The sequence below is a fragment of the Prochlorococcus sp. MIT 1307 genome (genome assembly GCF_034092395.1).
Classification (GTDB): domain Bacteria; phylum Cyanobacteriota; class Cyanobacteriia; order PCC-6307; family Cyanobiaceae; genus AG-363-K07.
In genome coordinates this window covers 1,470,994-1,491,874 of record NZ_CP139301.1, presented here as the reverse complement: position 1 = coordinate 1,491,874, position 20,881 = coordinate 1,470,994, and the positions used below count along the sequence as shown (strand labels likewise).

The 20,881-nt window shown below is 39.4% G+C and carries 18 protein-coding genes; 4 read left to right on the top strand and 14 right to left on the bottom strand.

Going from position 1 to position 20,881, the window contains the following annotated elements; all coding sequences use genetic code 11:
* Positions 1 to 384 precede the first annotated feature (384 nt).
* Positions 385 to 816: a hypothetical protein gene (locus tag SOI82_RS07575; RefSeq protein ID WP_320666833.1), complete on the top strand. Its 432-nt coding sequence runs from the start codon at positions 385 to 387 to the stop codon at positions 814 to 816.
* A 55-nt stretch (positions 817 to 871) separates the two neighbouring features.
* Here the strand turns inward: SOI82_RS07575 and SOI82_RS07570 are convergent, their stop codons facing one another.
* From SOI82_RS07570 to purM, 4 genes are all read right to left on the bottom strand, one after another.
* The gene (locus SOI82_RS07570; protein WP_320666832.1) at positions 872 to 1,258 is read right to left on the bottom strand and encodes a hypothetical protein; all 387 of its coding nucleotides are present in this window, start codon (positions 1,256 to 1,258) and stop codon (positions 872 to 874) included.
* Between the two features lie 339 nt (positions 1,259 to 1,597).
* Positions 1,598 to 1,765 carry a hypothetical protein gene (locus SOI82_RS07565; RefSeq protein WP_320666831.1) on the bottom strand — a complete coding sequence of 56 codons (168 nt, stop codon included), beginning with the start codon at positions 1,763 to 1,765 and terminating at the stop codon, positions 1,598 to 1,600.
* Between the two features lie 102 nt (positions 1,766 to 1,867).
* Positions 1,868 to 2,518, bottom strand: coding sequence for a histidine phosphotransferase (locus SOI82_RS07560; protein WP_320668387.1), 651 nt, complete (start codon positions 2,516 to 2,518; stop codon positions 1,868 to 1,870).
* A 158-nt stretch (positions 2,519 to 2,676) separates the two neighbouring features.
* Complete coding sequence (gene purM, locus SOI82_RS07555) at positions 2,677 to 3,714, bottom strand: phosphoribosylformylglycinamidine cyclo-ligase (RefSeq protein WP_320666830.1); 1,038 nt, start codon at positions 3,712 to 3,714, stop codon at positions 2,677 to 2,679.
* Between the two features lie 139 nt (positions 3,715 to 3,853).
* On the opposite strand from purM, the gene SOI82_RS07550 reads away from it, so the two are divergent.
* Entirely contained in the window at positions 3,854 to 5,401 is a 1,548-nt protein-coding gene (locus SOI82_RS07550) for a bifunctional pantoate--beta-alanine ligase/(d)CMP kinase (protein WP_320668386.1), read from the top strand.
* On the opposite strand, the gene SOI82_RS07545 is transcribed toward SOI82_RS07550, so the two are convergent.
* The 4 genes from SOI82_RS07545 to SOI82_RS07530 all read right to left on the bottom strand — a co-directional run bounded on the left by SOI82_RS07545 (position 5,385) and on the right by SOI82_RS07530 (position 8,329).
* On the bottom strand, positions 5,385 to 5,864 hold the full coding sequence (locus SOI82_RS07545) for a low molecular weight protein-tyrosine-phosphatase (RefSeq protein ID WP_320666829.1): 480 nt from the start codon (positions 5,862 to 5,864) through the stop codon (positions 5,385 to 5,387). The genes SOI82_RS07550 and SOI82_RS07545 overlap by 17 nt on opposite strands.
* Before the next feature lie 89 nt (positions 5,865 to 5,953).
* Entirely contained in the window at positions 5,954 to 6,739 is a 786-nt protein-coding gene (locus SOI82_RS07540; RefSeq protein WP_320666828.1) for a phycoerythrobilin:ferredoxin oxidoreductase, read from the bottom strand.
* 31 nt (positions 6,740 to 6,770) lie between these two features.
* On the bottom strand, positions 6,771 to 7,478 hold the full coding sequence (locus SOI82_RS07535; RefSeq protein WP_320666827.1) for a 15,16-dihydrobiliverdin:ferredoxin oxidoreductase: 708 nt from the start codon (positions 7,476 to 7,478) through the stop codon (positions 6,771 to 6,773).
* Positions 7,479 to 7,615: 137 nt separating this feature from the next.
* Entirely contained in the window at positions 7,616 to 8,329 is a 714-nt protein-coding gene (locus SOI82_RS07530) for a heme oxygenase (biliverdin-producing) (protein ID WP_320666826.1), read from the bottom strand.
* A gap of 307 nt (positions 8,330 to 8,636) precedes the next feature.
* Here SOI82_RS07530 and SOI82_RS07525 point away from each other — a divergent pair, with 307 nt between their 5' ends.
* Positions 8,637 to 10,061 carry an NADP-dependent isocitrate dehydrogenase gene (locus SOI82_RS07525; RefSeq protein WP_320666825.1) on the top strand — a complete coding sequence of 475 codons (1,425 nt, stop codon included), beginning with the start codon at positions 8,637 to 8,639 and terminating at the stop codon, positions 10,059 to 10,061.
* Positions 10,062 to 10,136: 75 nt separating this feature from the next.
* Here SOI82_RS07525 and SOI82_RS07520 read toward each other — a convergent pair whose 3' ends face one another.
* From SOI82_RS07520 to SOI82_RS07495, 6 genes are all read right to left on the bottom strand, one after another.
* Complete coding sequence (locus SOI82_RS07520) at positions 10,137 to 11,495, bottom strand: four-carbon acid sugar kinase family protein (protein ID WP_320666824.1); 1,359 nt, start codon at positions 11,493 to 11,495, stop codon at positions 10,137 to 10,139.
* A 44-nt stretch (positions 11,496 to 11,539) separates the two neighbouring features.
* Positions 11,540 to 12,718, bottom strand: a complete 1,179-nt coding sequence (locus SOI82_RS07515; protein WP_320666823.1) for an alpha-hydroxy acid oxidase — start codon at positions 12,716 to 12,718, stop codon at positions 11,540 to 11,542.
* 112 nt (positions 12,719 to 12,830) lie between these two features.
* Entirely contained in the window at positions 12,831 to 14,531 is a 1,701-nt protein-coding gene (dld, locus tag SOI82_RS07510) for a D-lactate dehydrogenase (protein WP_320666822.1), read from the bottom strand.
* A 162-nt stretch (positions 14,532 to 14,693) separates the two neighbouring features.
* Positions 14,694 to 15,548, bottom strand: coding sequence for a galactose mutarotase (locus SOI82_RS07505; protein WP_320666821.1), 855 nt, complete (start codon positions 15,546 to 15,548; stop codon positions 14,694 to 14,696).
* Positions 15,549 to 15,612: 64 nt separating this feature from the next.
* A complete protein-coding gene (locus SOI82_RS07500) occupies positions 15,613 to 16,566 on the bottom strand; it encodes an alpha/beta fold hydrolase (RefSeq protein WP_320666820.1) in 954 nt (317 codons plus the stop codon).
* A gap of 130 nt (positions 16,567 to 16,696) precedes the next feature.
* Positions 16,697 to 18,070: a cation:proton antiporter gene (locus SOI82_RS07495; protein ID WP_320666819.1), complete on the bottom strand. Its 1,374-nt coding sequence runs from the start codon at positions 18,068 to 18,070 to the stop codon at positions 16,697 to 16,699.
* Between the two features lie 230 nt (positions 18,071 to 18,300).
* Between SOI82_RS07495 and SOI82_RS07490 the strand changes: the two genes are divergently transcribed.
* Entirely contained in the window at positions 18,301 to 20,853 is a 2,553-nt protein-coding gene (locus SOI82_RS07490; protein WP_320666818.1) for a glycogen/starch/alpha-glucan phosphorylase, read from the top strand.
* Positions 20,854 to 20,881 lie beyond the last annotated feature (28 nt).

Below are 20,881 nucleotides of genomic sequence, written 5' to 3'. Positions count from 1 at the left end.
TCTCCCATCGCTAGATTATTTATCTGAAGACATGCCTTTCATACATTCCTCAGAAAAGCATAATGCACAACATTTTACAGTTAGCCATCTTACGAAGAAGAAGAAAGAGTTAAATAACAATTATAGTGCCAAAAAAAGACAAGCAATTTAATATTACACCTCAATATTGCTTTAAAGAAGGTTACAATTAATTTTCCAAAATTTAATCACGGTAAAGCTATTTACAAAAAATTGCCCTTCCTTCTAAGAAATAATGCAATCTAACGTGATAAGCAGTCATCAAAAAGCTGATTTACTAAAAATTACTTCCCAAAAGGGATGCAAAGGTCATAAGGCAACAGTACTAAATTTCAGTAGTATGGTCGATATTGCCTGACCTCTATTGTGGAAAAACCAGTTGAATTCAGCAAATTTTATAGGGTTCTATATGCAGCTAAGGAAGGGGAAGAGGGCAAGAGCATCGAATTAGAATCAATGTTAAAGCAATATGAGGCATCAGAAGAAAGCGAAGGCCCTTTACATCAACTAGGTGAGATTTTCTTATATGTGGGGATAATGGAGCTATATAAATACTCTGGATTAAAAGATATTCAAGCGATTGGTTTATTAGATACAGAAAGTTGGGATAAATTAGCAGAAGAAAACAAGGCAGACCTCCCACCACTACTTGCGAATACTATGATTAGATACTCAAAAACCAATAAATTATCTAAGAAAATATCAACAAAATGGGGTACAGCAAAGCGTGATATCGACAATAATATAATGCAAATGGCTAGATATATTACAGAAGGTATAATAGATGCCTTAGAGTAATAAGTAGAAATCGCTCAAAGCATATTTCATAGAAAAACATGAAGCCGTTCTTTCTCTAATTAATCTTCGAAGAAGAAGCCTCTTCATAAGGAGTTTTTTCACTCCCATTTCTTAAGGTTACATACCCTGTAAGAATCAAAAGAACCAGCAAAATCAAGCCAGTAAATATCTTACCCAGAGAAGACCATGTAACAAGGATTTCCTGATGATCCTTATCAGAATTATTTTGATAGTATCTCTGAGTTCTACTTAATAACAAATCAGATTTAGTGGGAAAGTCCTGAAATGCACTTTCTGTGAGAAGTTTATAAGGCTTTGTGGAAGGTGATTTGAACTTCTCCAAATCAAAGCAAGACCTACATAAGATTCTGTCTTTATTCCAAGAATGGCGAGAAGTTAAAACTTGCTTACCACACAATGGACAGAGTTCGAGCTCAGGCACATCCAAAAGTCTCTAATACAATTCCTAGGGTGCGGCTTTTTCAACAAGATGACAAGGCAAATATTTACAAGCAGATTACTAAAAAGCAATCTTGCATTTGAATTTTCTGAAACAAAGACCTTGAATCACATTAGAGTCTCGTTTAGCCTAGAAATATGAATTATCCAATAATTAAGTATAAAAAGTTTCCTACGTTTAAAAGCTTCTTTAATTAATTTCTCTTATATAAATATAAAATCCAAAACAGCCACTCTCCTCTAGAAGATCAATGCAATTTCTCTTACTAAAAACTATCTGATCTAACCCTATTTGACCTATGCAATATTCAGGTAATGGATCTTAATATTCACTATCTGCCACACACTTGCCAATACATCTCTTTGAGTTCTTTAGCGTTCGCAAGCAATGATGGCAAAGAACCTTATTTTCATCAACTATTTCAGAGGCTGCAAACTCGCCAAGCAACGAAAGATTATTTAAGTCAGTAGTTATTGGATTCGTTTCCATTTAAATAACTAATACAACCAAGACCACTAATAAAATCAACTTTCAAAGAAACTATCTTATGTGTAAAGCGTGACCTCGTAAAAGAAGTAAGTTCCTAACTCCTCAAGCAATTGTTGTATTTTTGAGGTTTGGGTCAGGACTGACGACGACAGGCATACTATTGGAATTGGAGCGTATAGGAACAACCTTCACAGGTGGTGGTGATTGCGTTGGTGTTGGTGTTGGAGGTTCATCCTTAGCTTGTTCCTCTTGAGCACAGGCTTCTAAGGCTTCTCGTAAAAGAGAGTCAAAAGTTGAACCAGGCAATCTATGCCTAGCAACTTCAAGAAATGTACGAGGCAAGGATTCAGCTGCGGCACTCTTTAATGCTGGATTATTACGGCGATGATCCTGCTCATCTTGAATAGCTCTAATAAAACGGAGAGTTACATCTCGTTTCGTAGATGCCTTAATTAAAGTGTCATTATCACCTAAACCATTGGCAGCATCACGCTCCAAATCACTAAGCCGTCTTTCAAGACTAGTAAGCACCTCTTCAGCTTCATTACGAATATGTGCTAATTGTCCATCCGAGAGATTTGGTAAATCCGCCACATAAACCTTGCCATGATCTCTCAAAGTCAAGAAAGTCGGTCTTGGACCTTGACGATGAGGGCTCATGCCATCTAATCCATTTCCCAAAGGACGTCTGGGTGGCACGGGACCTGCTGAGCTACGTCGACGCGTGAGACGCTGAGGATTCTCAAAGGGCATAGAAATAATAGATAGATCTAACTTCGCAGCTGCTAAAAACTCAGCTTGCATTTAATACCTAATTTTACTAGGACAATTGACAGTTTGTGGACATAAGTTTCTGCTTGTTGAACTCCGAAGCAATACAACTGATGCCAAAGCAACCAAATGCAGCTCAATTAAAAAGGCAAGCCAAGCAAGCCTTTGCTATTAGAGGTAATTGAGTCTTGAACTCGCCCCATAATCCATGCTCCAAATCCATTATCACAACAAATATCGACTGTAGCTTGTGCATCTTCAGAAGGAACAACTAGGCAAAATCCAACTCCAAGGTTAAAAGTATTCCACAAATCTATTTCAGGAATATTTCCAACATTCTGAAGCCACTTAAAAACCTCAGGTCTCTCCCATGTCGTGATGTCAATCGAAGCTTGAAGGCCTTTTGGTAAACACCGAGGTAAATTTTCTGGCAAGCCCCCACCAGTGATATGCGCCATAGCACGAATTGGAATTCCCTCTCCCAAAAGAGCTTTTACTAGCTGAACGTAAAGAGATGTTGGCCTAAGCAAAGCATCAATCACAGGCAATCCATCAGAAATCAAATCGCCTTTATCATGAATTGGACAATCATTTAAGACCTTGCGCACAAGACTAAAGCCATTACTGTGCACTCCATTACTTGAAACACCAACAATCTGATCACCACTTTTAATCTCAGTGCCATCAATCAGATCAGCTTCTTCCACCACCGCAACACAAAAACCGGCCAAGTCATATCTCCCTTTTGCATAAAAGCCTGGCATCTCTGCTGTTTCACCTCCTAACAATGCACATCCACTCAACTGACATCCCTTAGCAATGCCCTCCACAACTTCGGCCATAGCCTCTGGAGTCAAAACACCTGTAGCGATGTAATCAAGAAAAAACAATGGCTGTGCACCACTTGTAATGACATCGTTGACGCACATAGCAACCAAATCAATGCCCACACCAAAGTGGGCTTGATAATCCTGAGCCAATTCCAATTTTGTACCTACACCATCAGCCCCTGCGACTAAAAGAGGACTAGATAGTCCACTAGGCAAACGCATCACCCCTCCAAAACCACCTAGACCTCCAAGTACCCCTGGCAAATGAGTAGCTTCAACACTGGACCTAATGCGATCAACAAAAGCCCTTCCCGCTTCGACATCAACACCAGCAGTCTTGTAATCCATAGTTTTAAATGATTCCTATGTTGTTGTTGTCCTGCACTTTCTCGATAGGTATCTACTGGGCCAGTATGCAACAAATCCTTTAAAGGGTGAAAGCAAACCGAAAAGCTAAAAAAACTCACATCATTGGCAAGGCATTGTGCTGAACTTTTCTGTAATCCGAACTCAAACCGAACTGTTGAATTGGCGCAAGCAACAAGAATCTCCAGTGAGCTTCGTTCCAACTATGGGCGGGCTACACCTTGGTCATGAAAAGCTAATTAAAGCCGCTAAAAGTAATTACTCGAATGATGCGCCAAGCGTGCTAGTCAGCATTTTTATAAATCCTTTGCAATTTGGAGCTGAAGAAGATTTCAACGATTATCCAAGAAACCTGGAAAGTGATATTGAAACTGCAAATCAATCTGGTGCGAATGCAATCTGGGCTCCTGCAATCAATGAAATTTACCCTGGCGGACCAGAAGAAAATTTCAAAGTAAAAGTCCCTACGGGACTCAATTCAAAATTATGTGGATCCATACGAAAAGATCACTTCGACGGCGTAGCTTCAGTCATGCTTCATCTATTAAGACGCATCAAGCCAAACTTGCTGGTGCTTGGTGAAAAAGATTGGCAACAATTTGTGATTCTGCGCAAACTCATTAAAGATCTAGATCTCCCAATTAAAATTCGTGGAGTGGCAACTGTCAGGGACTTTGATGGACTCGCATACAGTTCTCGTAACCAATACTTAAACCATGCAGAACGAGAACAATCCTTGGCCCTACCCAATGAATTAGCACAAGCAGCTCAAGATGTACTTAAAGGGAAAAAATTAAACCTTCAAGCAATGAAATCTAATTTGGAACTCAAGGGTTTAAAAGTGGAGTATCTAGATGTCGTAGATCCAGCAACCCTACAAGCAACAAATCCTGATAAACATTTTTCTCTATTAGCTGCAGCCGTGCGCTGTGGAAAAACACGTCTCATTGATCACACCTTCCTTATGACTCGCAAACCGATTGTTGCCATCGATGGACCTGCTGGTGCAGGGAAAAGCACAGTTACAAAAGCTTTTGCAGAAAAGCTAGGGCTTCTTTATCTGGATACAGGGGCTATGTATAGAGCTGTCACATGGCTGATTCAGCAAAAAGGGATAGACCCAAAAAATCAATCTGCTGTAGCAAAATCAATTGAAAATCTGAAACTCGAAATAGAACCATTTGGCAAAAATCCTCAGATCATCATTAATGGAAACAACGTTACTGAAGCAATTCGCTCTCCAATAGTCACATCCCTAGTCTCGGAAATTGCCACCCAAGGGTCAGTGCGAGAAGCTCTGACTACTCAGCAAAAAGAAATTGGGAAGTCAGGAGGACTTGTGGCAGAAGGCAGAGATATTGGCAGTGCTGTTTTTCCAAATGCAGAACTAAAGGTCTTCTTAACTGCAAGTGCATCAGAGCGTGCACGAAGACGAGTTATTGATTTGCAAAATCAAGGTTATTCAATTCCAAGTTTGAATGAATTGGCAGCCCAAATTAAAATGCGTGATCAAATGGATATCTCGAGAAAAATTTCTCCCTTAGTTAAAGCTAAAGATGCAAAAGAAGTAGTAACAGATGGAATGCAGATTGAGGCAGTGATCGAAAAAATAGAAGAATTATTCCGCCTGGTAGTGCCAGAAGAAGTTTGGCCTACTCCTTCAAAATAAGCTGCTCGAGCAATCCATCACATGCATCCTCCAATAAATCTAGAACCTTTTCAAAGCCAGTTTCTCCTCCATAGTAAGGGTCAGGAACTTCAATTAAGTTTGTATTCCTTGCATAATCAAGAATTAGTTTAATTGTTTGAGAATCTTGAGTTCCAAACTCTTGAGAAAATGAGTTCAGAGATTCTAAATTATCATTATCCATAGCAAGAATTACATCAAAAGATTCCAAGTCATCTAAATGTATCTGCCTAGCAATGCTATCAATTTGTATTCCTCTTTTTTGAGCTGCCTTTATCATTCTGCCATCAGCTTTGTGCCCTACATGCCATCCTCCAGTACCTGCAGAGTCAACAAAGAATTGTCCTGCAAGACCTTTCTTTTTGATCAAGTGTAAAAAAACAGCCTCAGCTGCAGGTGATCTACAAATATTACCTAGACAAACAAATAGGATTTTTTTTTGCATTAAAAAAATATCATCGCAAAGACGATAACATAAAATAATTAAGCGAAGGCATTAAAAGTGGAAAATCAAAATCTTATAATCCCAAAAGTTCATTTTTCTTCTGACAAGTCAAACAAGACATCATGTATATAAAACTCTGTCCATTCTTTGCCGAAGAAACTAGTTAACATTCTTCTGGCAGGATCTTTCTCTGCACGATATCTCATATAAGATTCCTGCCCTAATAAAAGATCAGAGGACCTGCCTTTAGTTACTTCTATCGCATTATTTACTAAATTTAAGTATAGAGAAAAATAATCTTTAAAAGCAGGCATAATCACCTCTGAAATTATTCTATCTGCTTCAAGGCCTAAAGGCAGTCTTGTCCAAAGAAAACCTGGTGAAAAATAAGGTTCAGCCTCTTTAGGAATAGGACCTCCAGGCGGTAATATAGATTGCCAGCGCGCATGCATAGGGAGTAAATCCCTCCAAACAGCTTGTGTATGTAACTTGTCACTTTTAATAACTGGTTGCAAATCTAGTGCTAATAGATGACCAGAGGAAAGAGTTACAAAATCAGCACCAAAAAAAGGAAGATCATAACTCTCTAATGGATGCACAAGAAAATTCAACACTGAAGCTGTGCCTGATGCTTCAACACAAGCAGCTCGTACATGTCTTAATTTATTTGTTCGACAAGCCCAGGTTTGGGTCTGCACTTTTTGAGGCTTTATCTTGGATCCAAAGGTGGATTCTTTGTTCAGGAAGTCAGCTGCAATAGGAGATATTGTCGGCTGCAAAGATGAAAAAGAATGGATTATCTCATTGAGGAATGGAGCCCATCGCCATCCCTCAAGTTCTACAGGGTCTAAACTTGTAAGTCGTTTATAACTCATATGGTTGATCTAATTCACCTGAGGAAGCATATTAATTAACTGAACTAGATGGGAAGAGAAACTCATTAACAAAACGTTCGGTCCATTCTTTACCGAAATAACTAGTAAACAAACTGTGAGCAGGATCCCTCTCAGAACTATATTGATCGTAAGCAATTTGTAAGCGTTTCACATCTCCAGGCCGCATGATCGAAGAACGATTCATTGAGCTTTGATGTAAAGCCCAATAGGACTCCAAAAAAGCTGGAAAGGCTTCTGAAATTAGTTTCTTTGCCTGTTGAAGGCCTCCTCGGCAAAACAGCAACCAAGGGGAAAAATATTTATGTGGATCAAATGAACGCATGATTTCTTCATTGCATAGTTCTGGAAAGCGTTTTCGTAAAGACTTCAAGCCACAAAAGTAACGGTCAAAGTAATCCTCTTCTTGAAGCAGTGGCTGAAAATCTAGGACTGCAACAAGCTTGGATGTTTTTCCAAACCACAAAAGGTCAATTCCCATCAAAGGCTGTTCATTCATGTAATCGGGATATGCCACAGAGTTCAAAACTTGCAAACCCTCTCCTCCATCAAGTCTTGTAACCCTCCAGCGACGAAAGCCAGGGACCGTCCAGAGCCAATTACGAATAACACTGTTTCCTTTCAGGGAAGAACATTCATTCAATCCATAAGGGATCTCTTGAGGTACGCCTCCTCGAGCCTGGATACTTCTATTCAATTGCTCAAGCAAAGGGTCAAACATCTACCTCACCTAACGAGTGTGATCTTAAGCAAATTGATCTAAGTATGGATCTCCAATCTTTCTTAAAAAAAAGCTCATTTTGTAGTATTCAACTAACCAATGGGATCATCTTCAAAGGTATCTCAAAATCTTTAATGTCAGGTCTTTTCAGTGCTGCCCTTACGTTTTCTCCTAGTCAGGAAGCCAAATAGGACTTTACCAATAGCAGCAATAAGATTACCTTCTAACTCTTTAAAGATCTCCATATTCCATTTAAAAGCTTGATTGGCTTCCTCAACAATCAAGTCTGCAGTTGTTTGATTGATCGGTAATGAGTCCAAAGTTGCGCTGTATTGTTTTTTAAAGCCCTTTTCATCATCGATACTATCAAACTCATAAAATCTCAATCCATCTTGCTCTGGCAGATTCATAGCTTTCTGAGCAATGTTTTTCAGAATTTGTCCTCCTGATAAGTCGCCTATATATCTTGTGTAGTGATGGCCAACCAACAATTCAGGAGAATTCTTGGCAACTTGGCGAATTCGCTCTACATAAGCTTTTGCGGAACTAGTTGGCTCCAAACTTTTTAACCAATCTGCACCAAAATAAAAAGTGAGGTCTTGCTCAAGAGATTCTCGCCGATTGAGCTCTGGGTAGGAAATGCGGCTAACAACAGGGTGTCCATCTAAGGCAAGCCTGCCAATTTCCTCTTCCATCGCTCTATAAACAAAATAAAGATCTGCTAATAATTTGCGATAAGTCGACTTATCCACAACACCTTTCAGGAAGCAACTCACAAAGCCTGTATTTTCGGCCATTGTGTGAGCTTTTTTCGTTCCTTCTCTAAGTTGGCTCGCTAGGGCTAGAGACATTGGGGAGAAGCAATGAAAGAATTAAACGAAGCTATAAGCACCCATAGACTTTAAAATCTTGAGTCCGATGGGTTCAACAAATCCCTTGATTACGAAGGAGAGAGTATCAAGTTATACAAATGCAGCCATCAAAGCCTGCAGAATCGACTTTCACTCTCCAAATGATTAGGGATTACAACTCTCAAAGGTCAAGCATATCCTAGATATATCTGCATTATGAACATGAAAGCATAGTGCTTATAGAACTTAGAGGACCTCATTTAGTCATAGGCTCCCTTAGGTCAAATAATCGCCTAATTCAATCTTTATGGCCCAGTTTGAGAAACTCAGCACTCCCAGGCAAGGCACAGCGATTCGTTTCGTTAACGGTAATCCGGAAGTTCCCAATGATCCAATCATCCCTTTCATTAGGGGAGATGGTACTGGTGTAGATATCTGGCCTGCAACACAAGCGGTAATTGATGCAGCAATCAATAAAGCCTATGGGACTAAACGACGAATCGAATGGTTCAAAGTCTATGCAGGCGATGAAGCATGCGACCTTTACGGAACTTATCAATACCTTCCTCAAGATACTCTTACCGCAATTGAGACTTATGGAGTGGCCATTAAAGGTCCACTAACTACTCCAGTAGGTGGCGGAATACGTTCATTAAATGTTGCCCTGAGACAAATATTTGATCTTTATTCATGTGTTCGTCCATGTCGCTATTACAAAGGCACGCCAAGTCCTCATAAGCGCCCTCAAGATCTCGATGTCATTGTTTATCGAGAAAATACAGAAGATATTTATATGGGAATCGAATGGGAAGCCAATGATGAAACTGGAATTAACTTAATTGATCACCTCAACTCTAAAGTTATCCCTGCAAACGGAAAACTTGGCAAAAGGCAAATCCCTCAAGGTTCAGGTATAGGGATCAAACCAGTGAGCAAAGCTGGAAGTCAAAGACATATTCGCAAAGCTATTCAACATGCACTAAAGCTTTCAGGTGATCGACGTCACGTGACTCTTGTACATAAAGGAAATATCATGAAATTTACTGAAGGTGCCTTTCGAGATTGGGGCTATGAATTAGCAACAGATGAATTTCGTAAGGAGTGCATCACAGAACGGGAAAGTTGGATACTAGACAATGCAGAAAAGAACCTTTCAATCAATATTGAAAATAATGCAAAGATGATTGATCCTGGCTATGAATCACTAACTCAAGAGAAAAAAGATGCTATTTGTTTAGAGGTTAAATCAATTTTAGAAAACATAGGAGCAAGTCATGGGAATGGAAAATGGCGACAAATGGTTATGGTTGATGATCGAATTGCCGACAGTATTTTTCAACAAATTCAAACCAGACCTCAAGAGTACTCAATCCTTGCAACATTGAATCTCAATGGTGACTATATTTCTGATGCAGCAGCTGCAATTGTAGGCGGACTTGGAATGGCGCCTGGCGCCAACATTGGTGATAAGGCAGCCATATTTGAAGCAACACATGGAACTGCACCTAAACATGCTGGATTAGATCGAATAAACCCAGGATCATTAATGCTTAGTGGAGTCATGATGTTGGAATTCCTAGGATGGCAAAAAGCAGCTGATCTAATTACGAAAGGAATTAGTCAATCAATTGCAGATCAAAAAGTCACTTATGATCTAGCTCGTCTTATGGAGCCAAAGGTAGAACCCTTAAGCTGTAGTGGATTTGCAACTTCTGTGATTGAAAGGTATTAATTAAAAAGCAAAAAATTATATGTGAACTTTATTGATGGTCAGAAACAACAAAAAGTATTAATCAGTTAAAAATATTTACCTATCATTCTCCATTAGTTGCCATGCAGACAGGAGAGTATCTTTAAAACCTAAATTACCTGGGAAAGTAACAATTGGAAGTCCCTCTGCTAATGAATAGTCTGTCGCACATACAACAGATAAGCCTGGCAATAATTGTCCTTTCAATTCAACTGAAGCTAAGTTTAAGCCTTTCTCAAGAAAAGTATGAGTTGTAACACCACCCTTGCTAATTACATACCCCAACTTAATGATTACTTTCTTGACTACACTAGCCATGAATTCTGCCAAGAAATTTCCAAAATTGATTCTGGCTTCTATTGATGAAAAATAAATTTCTCCGCGAGTAGTGTAAATTACTGGTGTTTTTCTTGAAGCTAAAATAAGATTTAACTTGTATAAAACCTCAGTCTCGAAATCAGAAAGCAAAGTGTCTGCCAAGTCTCCCAAAAAAACACTTGCGATTTGCTTTGCAGGGAACTCAATGCCTTCACAACAATCTTGCTTCAGTAATAGTTCCAACTGCTCATCTGCAAGGCGAACATGAGAACCAACCATCACCAACCCAGGCTTTAAATCTCCAGAACTTTCTTTAAGTCTTAAAGACGCAAACTCCTCAGCATTATGAGTTTTTCCAGGCAGGTTAGATAAGCCATTAATCAAGCTTGCAGCCGAACGAAAAAGAAAACGTTTTCTTCCAATCAAAGTTCTAACTACCTTTCCTAAAACTTCCAACTGTGAAGGATGTTGAGCATCAACTACAACAGGTCTATTACCAGACAAGGCCAATAGGAAATCAATAAGATTCTTCAGGCCAGTCTTTGAGTTAATTGCTGCATCAAGTGAAGCAAAATTTAGTCGATCAACATTTTGAGCAACAATCTTTCCCCTACTCTTCTCTTGTAACCATAAATCTAAATCACTCGTTGAATATCCAAAAGCTTTATCTCGAGCAAACTCAGTAGTATGAACCGGTTTTCCATGTAAAAAATGCACACCATTTACAGTAGTCCTTCCACCTTCTAGAAACGCTGGCACATGCAATGTTGCATCAAAAGGTCCGAGTAAACTATTAATTACTTCTGGCTCAAGAGTACCATGTCCTCGCAAAGTTGAGTCTCCTCGACTAACAAAACAAATATTTTCCAAGAGAATTTCTTGCTCAATTAATACTTGTTTTATAGATTGACAAATTTCACCTATTCTTTTCTCTGCTAAAACTGGATTCATAGAGCGAGTATTTGCCAAAAGGAATAATAAAGGTGAAGGATGATTAATAGCTTGAACTAAACTAGATTTATCCCAACGCAAAAGTAAAGGGCAACCATAAACAGTTTGAGAACCTGTAGGGTCATCATCAAAAACAACAATCTTCATCCAAAAAACCTTTAATTATGAGTCAAGCTATGATTAAATTGGATTTAATATTGCTTCCAACTTTCAGGGAAAGTAACAAAGGATGAATCTAACTTATTAACTGAGTCACAACCCAAAAGCTTCATTGTGCGCAAAATATCAGTACGAATTATCTCAATTGCTCTTGCTACTCCAGGCCCCCCTCCTGCAGCAAGTCCATAAGCATACGCTCTACCAATGAGGACTCCCTTTGCACCAAGACATAAAGCCTTTACAACATCCCCGCCTCTACGTATACCTCCATCTAAAAGAACATCTATTTGACCATTCACAGCTTTCACAATTTCAGGTAGAACCCTAATTGTTGGCGCAACACTATCAAGCTGTCGAGCACCATGGTTAGAAACAACAATCGCATCAACTCCTAAGTCAGCAGCCTTTCTGGCATCATCACCTACATGCACACCTTTAACAATAATTTTGCCTCCCCATGCTTCACGAATCCAATCCAAATCATCCCAAGTAACAACTGATTGCTCTAAAGCTGGGCCTATTTCTGTATAACCCATTGGCCCATCATCTAGTTCAACATTTGGAAAATTCATCAACCCCCCATCCCCAAGCCATTGAGTAAGCCAACAAGGTTTTATTAACATCTGGGAGATATAAGGAAGCATAGAAAATGGGTTCATAGAGAGCAATTCTTTTGTCCCATTTCGTACATCACGTTCACGCAATCCAGAAACAGGAGTATCAATAGTCACCACGATTGCTGAAAAACCTGCAGATTTAGCTCTTTGAATTGTTTTTAATGCCACATCCCTACCACCAAGCAGATATAACTGGTACCAAGCAGGAAAATTTGTTGCTTCCTTTACATCTTCTAACCTGCATCCTGAAAGAGTCGAAAGGGTATAACCAGTTCCAGCAATTCCTGCCTCACGTGCTGCAACAATTTCACCTTTTGGATAAAACATCCTGCTACTACCTACTGGTGCCAAAAGGAAGGGTAATTGGAATTTCTGATCAAGAACTTTAATCGACAAGTCACAAGAAGGAGTGGCTACTGCACATCTAGGCCGGAAATAAATTTCGTTAAAGGCTGTGCAATTTTGCAATAAAGTTTGTTCTCTATCAGCACCACTATCTATATAGTCGAAAACCATCTGAGGTAAACGATTCTTCGCCAAATCCCTAAGATCTCGGACATTTACAACCTTTGGTGCTGAGACATTGCCAGCCATCTTAATAAACGTAAGAATTAATTATATATTCTAAAATATAGCATCAGTTTCCGTAGGAAAAAATTATTAAAAATCAAATCTCAAATTAGCAAAAATTTGAATCGACTTAGAACTACTCATAGTGCTTCTTTTTCGATGTTTTGCCTATCCCAGGGTTAAAGCTATTAGTCGGATCCAAACTTCTATAAAAGCTCTCTAGGCACTCATCAGCCTTATACAAATGACCAACATTATGCTCAGCAGGATACTTTGCATTATTTTTATCTAAAATTGTTAAAATTTGTTCTTTCAAATCATTTAGATTTGCTCCTTTCTTTAACACAAAATCCCAATGAAAAACCATACACAGGAAATGACCCATTTGGAATGATTCTGCCATTTGGCTTATAATCTCACGTGGAAGAATTTGATACCAAGAAGTACAATTTCTTGGAAGTGCAACATCCAGAGGAAGCAATTCTCCAACCTTTGAAGAATTAATAATTCGATATCTAACTGGCGCTGCTCCAGCTACATACCTATGCAAAAGGAGATCCTTACCTTCCGAAGATGTGCATTTAATGTAATCATAATCATCCTCAAGTGATATTGCTAAATCTAATAAATTCTGAGTTGGTTCAATAGATTTATCACTAGTCAAAAGAACCATGTAATGTTCGTATTTTCTGCGAATATCTCTTATTCTTTCAGGAAGGTGGTCAGGAAATATATTCGCTATAAATTGCAAAACTTTATCAGAAAAGTGTTTTGGTAAAAAGCGAGTTTTAACAGCTATGTAATCTAACTTCCTCTTGATAGCTAAAAGTTTAGGAAGGAACCTTGTGCCAAAATATTTAATAATCAAAAATGTATCCTTGCAATATTTATCTGAGCCATCGAAATAGCTACGGTGCATATATTCACCCATATCAGGTAAATGATCAAAAGTTAAAAGAATCTTTTCTCTCAACTCAGTAAATCTCCTAGGGTTATTCGTTCCTACAAGGAATACTTGCTCATCTTTTGGTAGTGGAAAAGTATCTAGCCTCACAGCAAAAACGGCGATTTTCCCTGCACAGCCACTAGCCTCATAATGGCGCCGTTTGTCTGCATTAAATCTAGAAGGTGTAATCGCATGAAAATCACGTACTCTTTTCTGATATGTACGATCAGATGCCATTCTGTCAGAATCTTGTAAACCTTTTTTCTTAAAATTTGCCGATTCGAGATTAGTTAAAATCTTCTCGGGTGAGTCTCCTAGCTCAATATCAAGATGATTGACTAATTCTAATTGCCCTTTTTGATTTAATCTTGCAAATAAAGATAATTCAGTATACGCAGGGCCCCGATTAACTAAATTTCCTCCAGAGTTGTTGCATACACCTCCTACAACTGATGCCCCAATGCACGAGGAACCAATGACGGAGTGTGGTCCTCTCCCGAGAGGAAGCAATTGCTCTTCTAATTGAAATAATGTTGTCCCTGGGAGCGCAATAACTTGAGAGCCATTATTCAAAATAAATAACTTGTCCAAGTGAAGAGTATTAATAATAACAACATCACGATCATAATTATTACCATCTGGAGTCGAACCACCAGTCAAACCTGTATTTGCAGCCTGAAGAAGAATAATTTTGTCGAAAGATATTGCTGTTTCCAATATTTTCCAAAGTTGTATCAAGTCTTTAGGGAAAACGACTGCACAAGCATCACCAAAACCAACACGAATTCCGGTACTATAAAATCGAATCTTGCTTTGCTCAGTAATTACTTTTTCACTTCCAACAATCGCAATTAACTCTTGCCTGAAATCCAACAAACGATAATTTCTCATCTCTTAATACCTCATAAGAGGTTATCCAATCACCTATAAGAGTAAATCCATCAAGTAGAGATGTAAATCACTATGAAATGAAGTTTCATGAGTAAGATAATTATTTGGATATTGGAAATGCTTTAAAAAAGATTTGAAATAAGCAAGCTCGTCAGCATTAAATTAATCAGTCATAAGTCTACAATCTAACTTTTGGATCGCTCCTGGCTCCAGTAAAAGTATACGTTCTCCATTAATCAACGACTCACGTGGGCTTGTCCAAGGCTCTAAACAAATCATTTTTCTAGGTGGGTCCGTCCATAAAACAGTTAGATTCATGGGCTCTTGTTGTTGCAAATGAACTCGGGTACGAGTTAACAAATCAACCACAGTTACAAGTTTAGAAGGGCCACAAATAAAATCTATCCCATCTGAAATAACAGCCAGTTGTTTTTTAGTATCATCTTCTAACATATTCAAGTGATTAATACATTTAGAGGGCAATCCATCAACTTCTATTTTCCCCAAGTCCGTTACATTAAAATAGGGGTGCATACCAAAAGAAAAAGGCATTTTTTCTTTACTACGATTTTCAATATTAATTAAAAAATTAATAGCATTAATCTCTAGTTTAAACTTAATTTCAACCAGGAAAGAATATGGATACATTGCACGCGAAGCTTCATTATCACACAAACTTAAAACACAACATTTATCATGATGCATGAAATCTATTTTCCAAGGAAGATCTCTCGAGAAACCGTGTTGTGGGAGCCTATATTCATGATTACCTGATTTCCAAGAATTACCAGGCAAATTTCCGCAAATAGGGAATAAAATAGGGATTCCACCACGAACACTTTGGCCGATTTGGTTAAATCGCTCGTAGTCAAAATAAAGAACCTCTCGTCCATTACAAAACCATTCAGTGATCAAGCCGCCTCGCTCTGGAACTATTCTTATACGATCACAACTATCAATATCCAAAAGTTCCCAATGATGATAGGGCACTTCTTTTCTAGTAAAAGTGATTGGCATAAATCAATTCTTACGAATAATCCAAATGGTCAGCTAGAAGCTTATTTCTCAACCCGACAAATTACTAACCTTTCAACCACGTAAGCATTGCTTCATTTACCTTATCGGGCACCTCATCATGAGGGCAATGACCAGCCTTTAGAAGAACCTCTTTAACTTCTAAAGAAGCTTTTTGAGCAAATGCCCGAAATTTATCTTGTTTGGCTTTTGCATTCCTCAGCCAAGGGTCACTATCACCCCAAAGCAAAAGGAGAGGCGCTTTTAAATCTTTAAATAATTCATCTATCGGTTTACCCTTCAATCCACGTGCTTGAAAAACTTTACGAAACACCTGAAATGCTCCTGGATCCAAAGAAGGCCGACGAATCGACTCAATTAAATAATCATCAACATTAGTAGGATCTATATAAACCTGTTGGAGAGTACTCCGAATAACACCAGGTCTACGTAAATTTTCAAAAATCAAGCGTTGCATTAAAGGATAAACAACCCACTTAACCAAAAGATCCCTTGAAAGGCCCAAGCCAACCATTTGACGCAACTTTGCTCCAAAATCCTTTGGCTTAGAGGGGAACTTCTCATCACTGAAATATCCCGCTGCATTTAATAAAACCACACCAGCAGAATCAGATTCCAATGCAGCTCCTGCAGCCAAAGCGGCATAACCACCAAGAGAGTTACCAACAATCACCGTAGGTCTTCCTATTCGCTCTTTTACATATGCAACAACCTGTTCCTTCCATAACTCTCCCCCATATTCCAATTCTGAAGGTTTTGCACTTCTGCCAAAACCAAGCAAATCAATGGCATGAACCTCATAAGTTCGAGCAAGTACTGGAATGTTGTAACGCCAATGGTCTGTTGATGCCCCAAACCCATGAACTAGCAAGACTGCTGGGCTCTCTTTGTTAAAGCTTGCCACCTGCAAAGGAGCATCAGCAGGGCTACAGCTCACCGAATAAACGTCATGACCTAAATAGCTCCAAGGGGCATTAGGCGTACCAGCTAAAGCAGACATCGAAAGAGTGAGCTGACTGAACTAAAGAATGAGATGTTAGGCAACCAACTCTCATCTCGGACGGTAATTATTTAATTGCTCATCCTTATCTCCAAAGTCAATCCTGTGCCTGGATTGAACAGTAAAGATGTTAGACAAGTCCAACAGGGTTAGCTGCTACATCATCAGGGATGGTATTACCACCACCTGGGGTTTTATCTTTAAGCACAATTCGGAGCAAAACTGGTGCAAGAAAAGTGGTTCCTATAACCATTAATAAAACTGCTGCTTCTAATGAAGGACCTAGCAGGCCTGCACTGGTTCCCAATCCAAGAAAAATCAAACCAACCTCTCCACGAGGCATCATTCCCAAACCAACCACTAATCGATCAGTAGGCTTGTCAATAACGAAACACCAACCTGCAGCTATCTTCCCAACAATTGCAACTAATAACATAAATCCTGCTACTACCAATGCTGAGCGACTGCTGGGATCAAGTGGATTAATAACTGAAAGATCCATTCCTGCGCCTACAAGCACAAAGAAAATAGTTGCAAAAAGAGAGACAAGTGGTAATACGGACTGTTGAATGGCGTGATTGTTTTTAGAACTACTGAGGATCAAGCCAGCGGCAAAGGCTCCTAACGCTGCTTCCAACCCAATTGCAGTTGCAACAAAACAACTCAACACAAGAATTACGAACGAAGCCACCACGACAGCTCCTGGAGCTTTCAGTCTTTCTAGTACCCAATCAAAAGCAGGTGCAGCTGTTCTACTAAGAACTATTGCCCCAACTACAAATACAGTGGCCGCCAAAACAAGTTTGACAATGGGAGCAATCTGCAGTGAGCCTCCTGTAGCCAAAGCAACGACCACCGCAAGGATGACGATGCCCAAAATGTCATCAAGCACTGCCGCGCCTATAACAATCTGTCCTTCTCGAGTTTTGAGATAACCAAGTTCCCCAAAAACACTGGCAGTAATACCAATACTTGTTGCTGTCATAGAAGCACCAGCAAAAACCGCAGGTATCAAATCAACCTGAAAGATAAACATCAAGCCAACAGTTCCAGCGACAAAAGGCAAAATCACACCTGCCATGGCGACTGTGAAAGCTTGCGCACCAACAGCAACGAGTTCTTCTAACTCGCTCTCTAAACCAGTTAGGAAAAGCAGCGCATATAAGCCAAGAGTTGCAACTGCCTGCAGCGAAGGAAAAGTTTCGAAATAAAGATCAGGAACAGCCTCAGGGGGAACTGACGCCAACGAACTAATCACATTTACAAAGCCCGCATTTAATTGCGCCCCAGTAGTTGGAGGTATTAACAAATGCAATCCCGAAGCTCCAATCAGCACCCCAGCCAAAAGCTCCCCAACAATCGTTGGCAAATTAATCCTGACTAGAACCTCAGCCAAAGTCCTTGCGGCTAAGAAGATCAAGAGGAAATTAATTACACCGATTAAGGTTTCTGCTACTTCGACTTCATGCGTGCTGAGCACTGAAAACACTTGAGGCAAATCCATAGATTGAAGTTTTCAAACTCTTTTCCTTCTTGAAACATAAAGGACCGAGAAACATTATCTTGCCATTTCATACGAAAATAATCTTCCGCTCACTTCCAATCAGGTGTGGATCTGAAGTCAAGAAGATTCCCACTTCAAAAGTAGAGCTACCGTCTTCGAATATTAATCACAAATATCCCTGAACACTGCGGGAACAATCTCTAAGAAGCCAATCAATCTCTTATTTCGTTATGAGCAGCACCAAGCCTTTAGAACTAAAGCTTCCAACACCAGGTTGTTACTCCGACCATGAAAGAGCAGGCATAGGAGCTGATGCAGTATTTGATGGCATCACCGAGCATTTATTTTTCACGCTTGGGAAACTAGCTCCAACTGCAAGTCTGCATGATCTTTATATGGCACTGAGTTATGCAGTCCGAGATAGGCTCATGACGCGGTATCTAGCAAGCCAAGAGGCCATACGTGCAAAGCCACAAAAAACAGTGGCCTATCTATCTGCTGAATTCCTCATTGGTCCACAATTAAATAACAACCTTTTAAATCTTGGAATACAGAAGGAAGCCGAGACCGCATTAAAACGATTTGGTATTCAATCTCTAGGTCACATTCTGGAAGTAGAAGAAGAACCAGGCCTAGGGAATGGAGGGTTAGGACGTCTTGCAGCTTGCTATATGGAATCACTCGCAAGCTTGCAAATTCCAGCTACTGGTTATGGCATTAGATACGAGTTTGGAATTTTCAATCAACTCATTAGAGATGGCTGGCAGGTTGAAGTAACAGACAAATGGCTTAAAGGAGGCTGGCCTTGGGAGCTTCCTCAACCTGATGAAGCTTGCTTTGTTGGCTTTGGTGGAAGAACAGAAAATTACATAGACGAAAATGGTAAATACCGATCACGGTGGATACCAACAGAACACGCAATTGGTATTCCGCATGATGTTCCTGTTCTTGGATATCAAGTAAATACTTGCAACCGTTTAAGGCTTTGGAGAGCAGACGCTACAGAAAGTTTTGATTTCTACGCTTTCAACATTGGCGATTATTACGGAGCAGTAGAGGAGAAGGTAGCTTCAGAAACGTTATCAAAAGTTCTATATCCCAATGACGGCACTGATGAAGGACGTCGATTGAGATTAAAGCAACAACATTTCTTTGTTAGCTGTTCACTTCAAGACATGCTAAGAAGCCTCGAAAAAAGAGGTATAGCAATAGAAGAATTCTCAAAACATTGGACAGTACAACTTAATGACACACATCCCGCAATTGCAGTCGCGGAGATGATGCGCTTGCTTATAGATCATTACCATTTGGAATGGGAAAAAGCATGGGAAGTCACTAACAGCTCAGTTGCATATACAAATCACACTTTGTTACCTGAAGCACTTGAAAAATGGGATTTAGATCTATTTAGCAGCTTGCTTCCTCGTCACCTTGAGTTGATATACGAAATCAATCGCAGATTCCTCCAACAAGTTCGCCTGCGCTACCCAGGAAATGATTTGATTTTGAGAAAGTTATCAATCATTGATGAAGACGGTGGCAAAGCAATAAGAATGGCACATTTGGCGACCATCGGTGCCCACCACATTAATGGAGTTGCTTCCTTACATTCTGACTTAATCAAAAGACAGTTATTACCAGAGTTCGCAGCACTCTGGCCAGAAAAATTCACCAATGTAACTAATGGAGTTACACCTCGCCGCTGGGTTGCCTTGGCCAATCCTGAACTATCAAAACTACTGGCAGAAGAAGTAGGAACTGATTGGATTACCAATATGGAATTACTTACAAAATTAGAAAATAAACAGCTTGACAAAAGCTTTCTCGAAAAATTTGGTGCCGCTAAATTATCAGGAAAAAGAAAACTTGCTGGTTACATCCATCGTCAAACTGGTGTCCTTGTTGACCCTGCCAGCATGTTTGATGTGCAAGTCAAAAGAATCCATCAATACAAGAGACAGCATCTAAATGCACTGCAAGTAATTGCACAATATCTTCGTATAAAAAATGGAAAAGCACAGGGAATGGCTCCTCGAACAGTCATTTTTGGAGGCAAAGCAGCTCCTGGCTACTTCATGGCAAAACTAATTATTAGGTTTATCAATGGCATTGCTGAAATGGTCAATGCGGATCCTGATATGGACGGTCGCCTAAGAGTTGTATTCCTTCCTGATTACAACGTAAAGCTTGGAGAGCAGGTTTATCCAGCTACTGACCTTTCAGAACAAATTTCTACTGCTGGAAAGGAAGCTTCAGGTACAGGAAACATGAAATTTGCAATGAATGGTGCATTGACAATTGGAACTCTTGATGGTGCGAATATCGAAATTCGTGAACAAGTGGGAGCTGAGAATTTCTTTCTTTTTGGGAAAACAGAAAGTGAGATCATGAAATTGAGAAATAACAATTATGACCCAAAAAGTTATATTGAAGCCTTGCCAGAGTTAAGTGAAGCAATTCGATTAATAGAGTTAGGCCACTTCAGTAATGGTGATACAGAGCTCTTTCAACCTTTATTAAATAGTCTTACAGGTAATGATCCATTCTTTGTAATGGCTGACTTTGCTGACTATTTAAGGTCACAAGACAATGTCAGCCGTGCATGGCAAGATCGTGAAGAGTGGAATCGCATGTCACTTATAAATACAGCAAGGTCTGGATTCTTTTCATCAGATAGATCAATTCGTGAATATTGTGAATCAATATGGAATGTTCAGCCATTCCCTGTTGAAATAACCTGTGATGTTAATTCATTAACTAATTCTTCAAATAAATTATCATAGGCTAACAACCTTAACTATAATTTTTCCC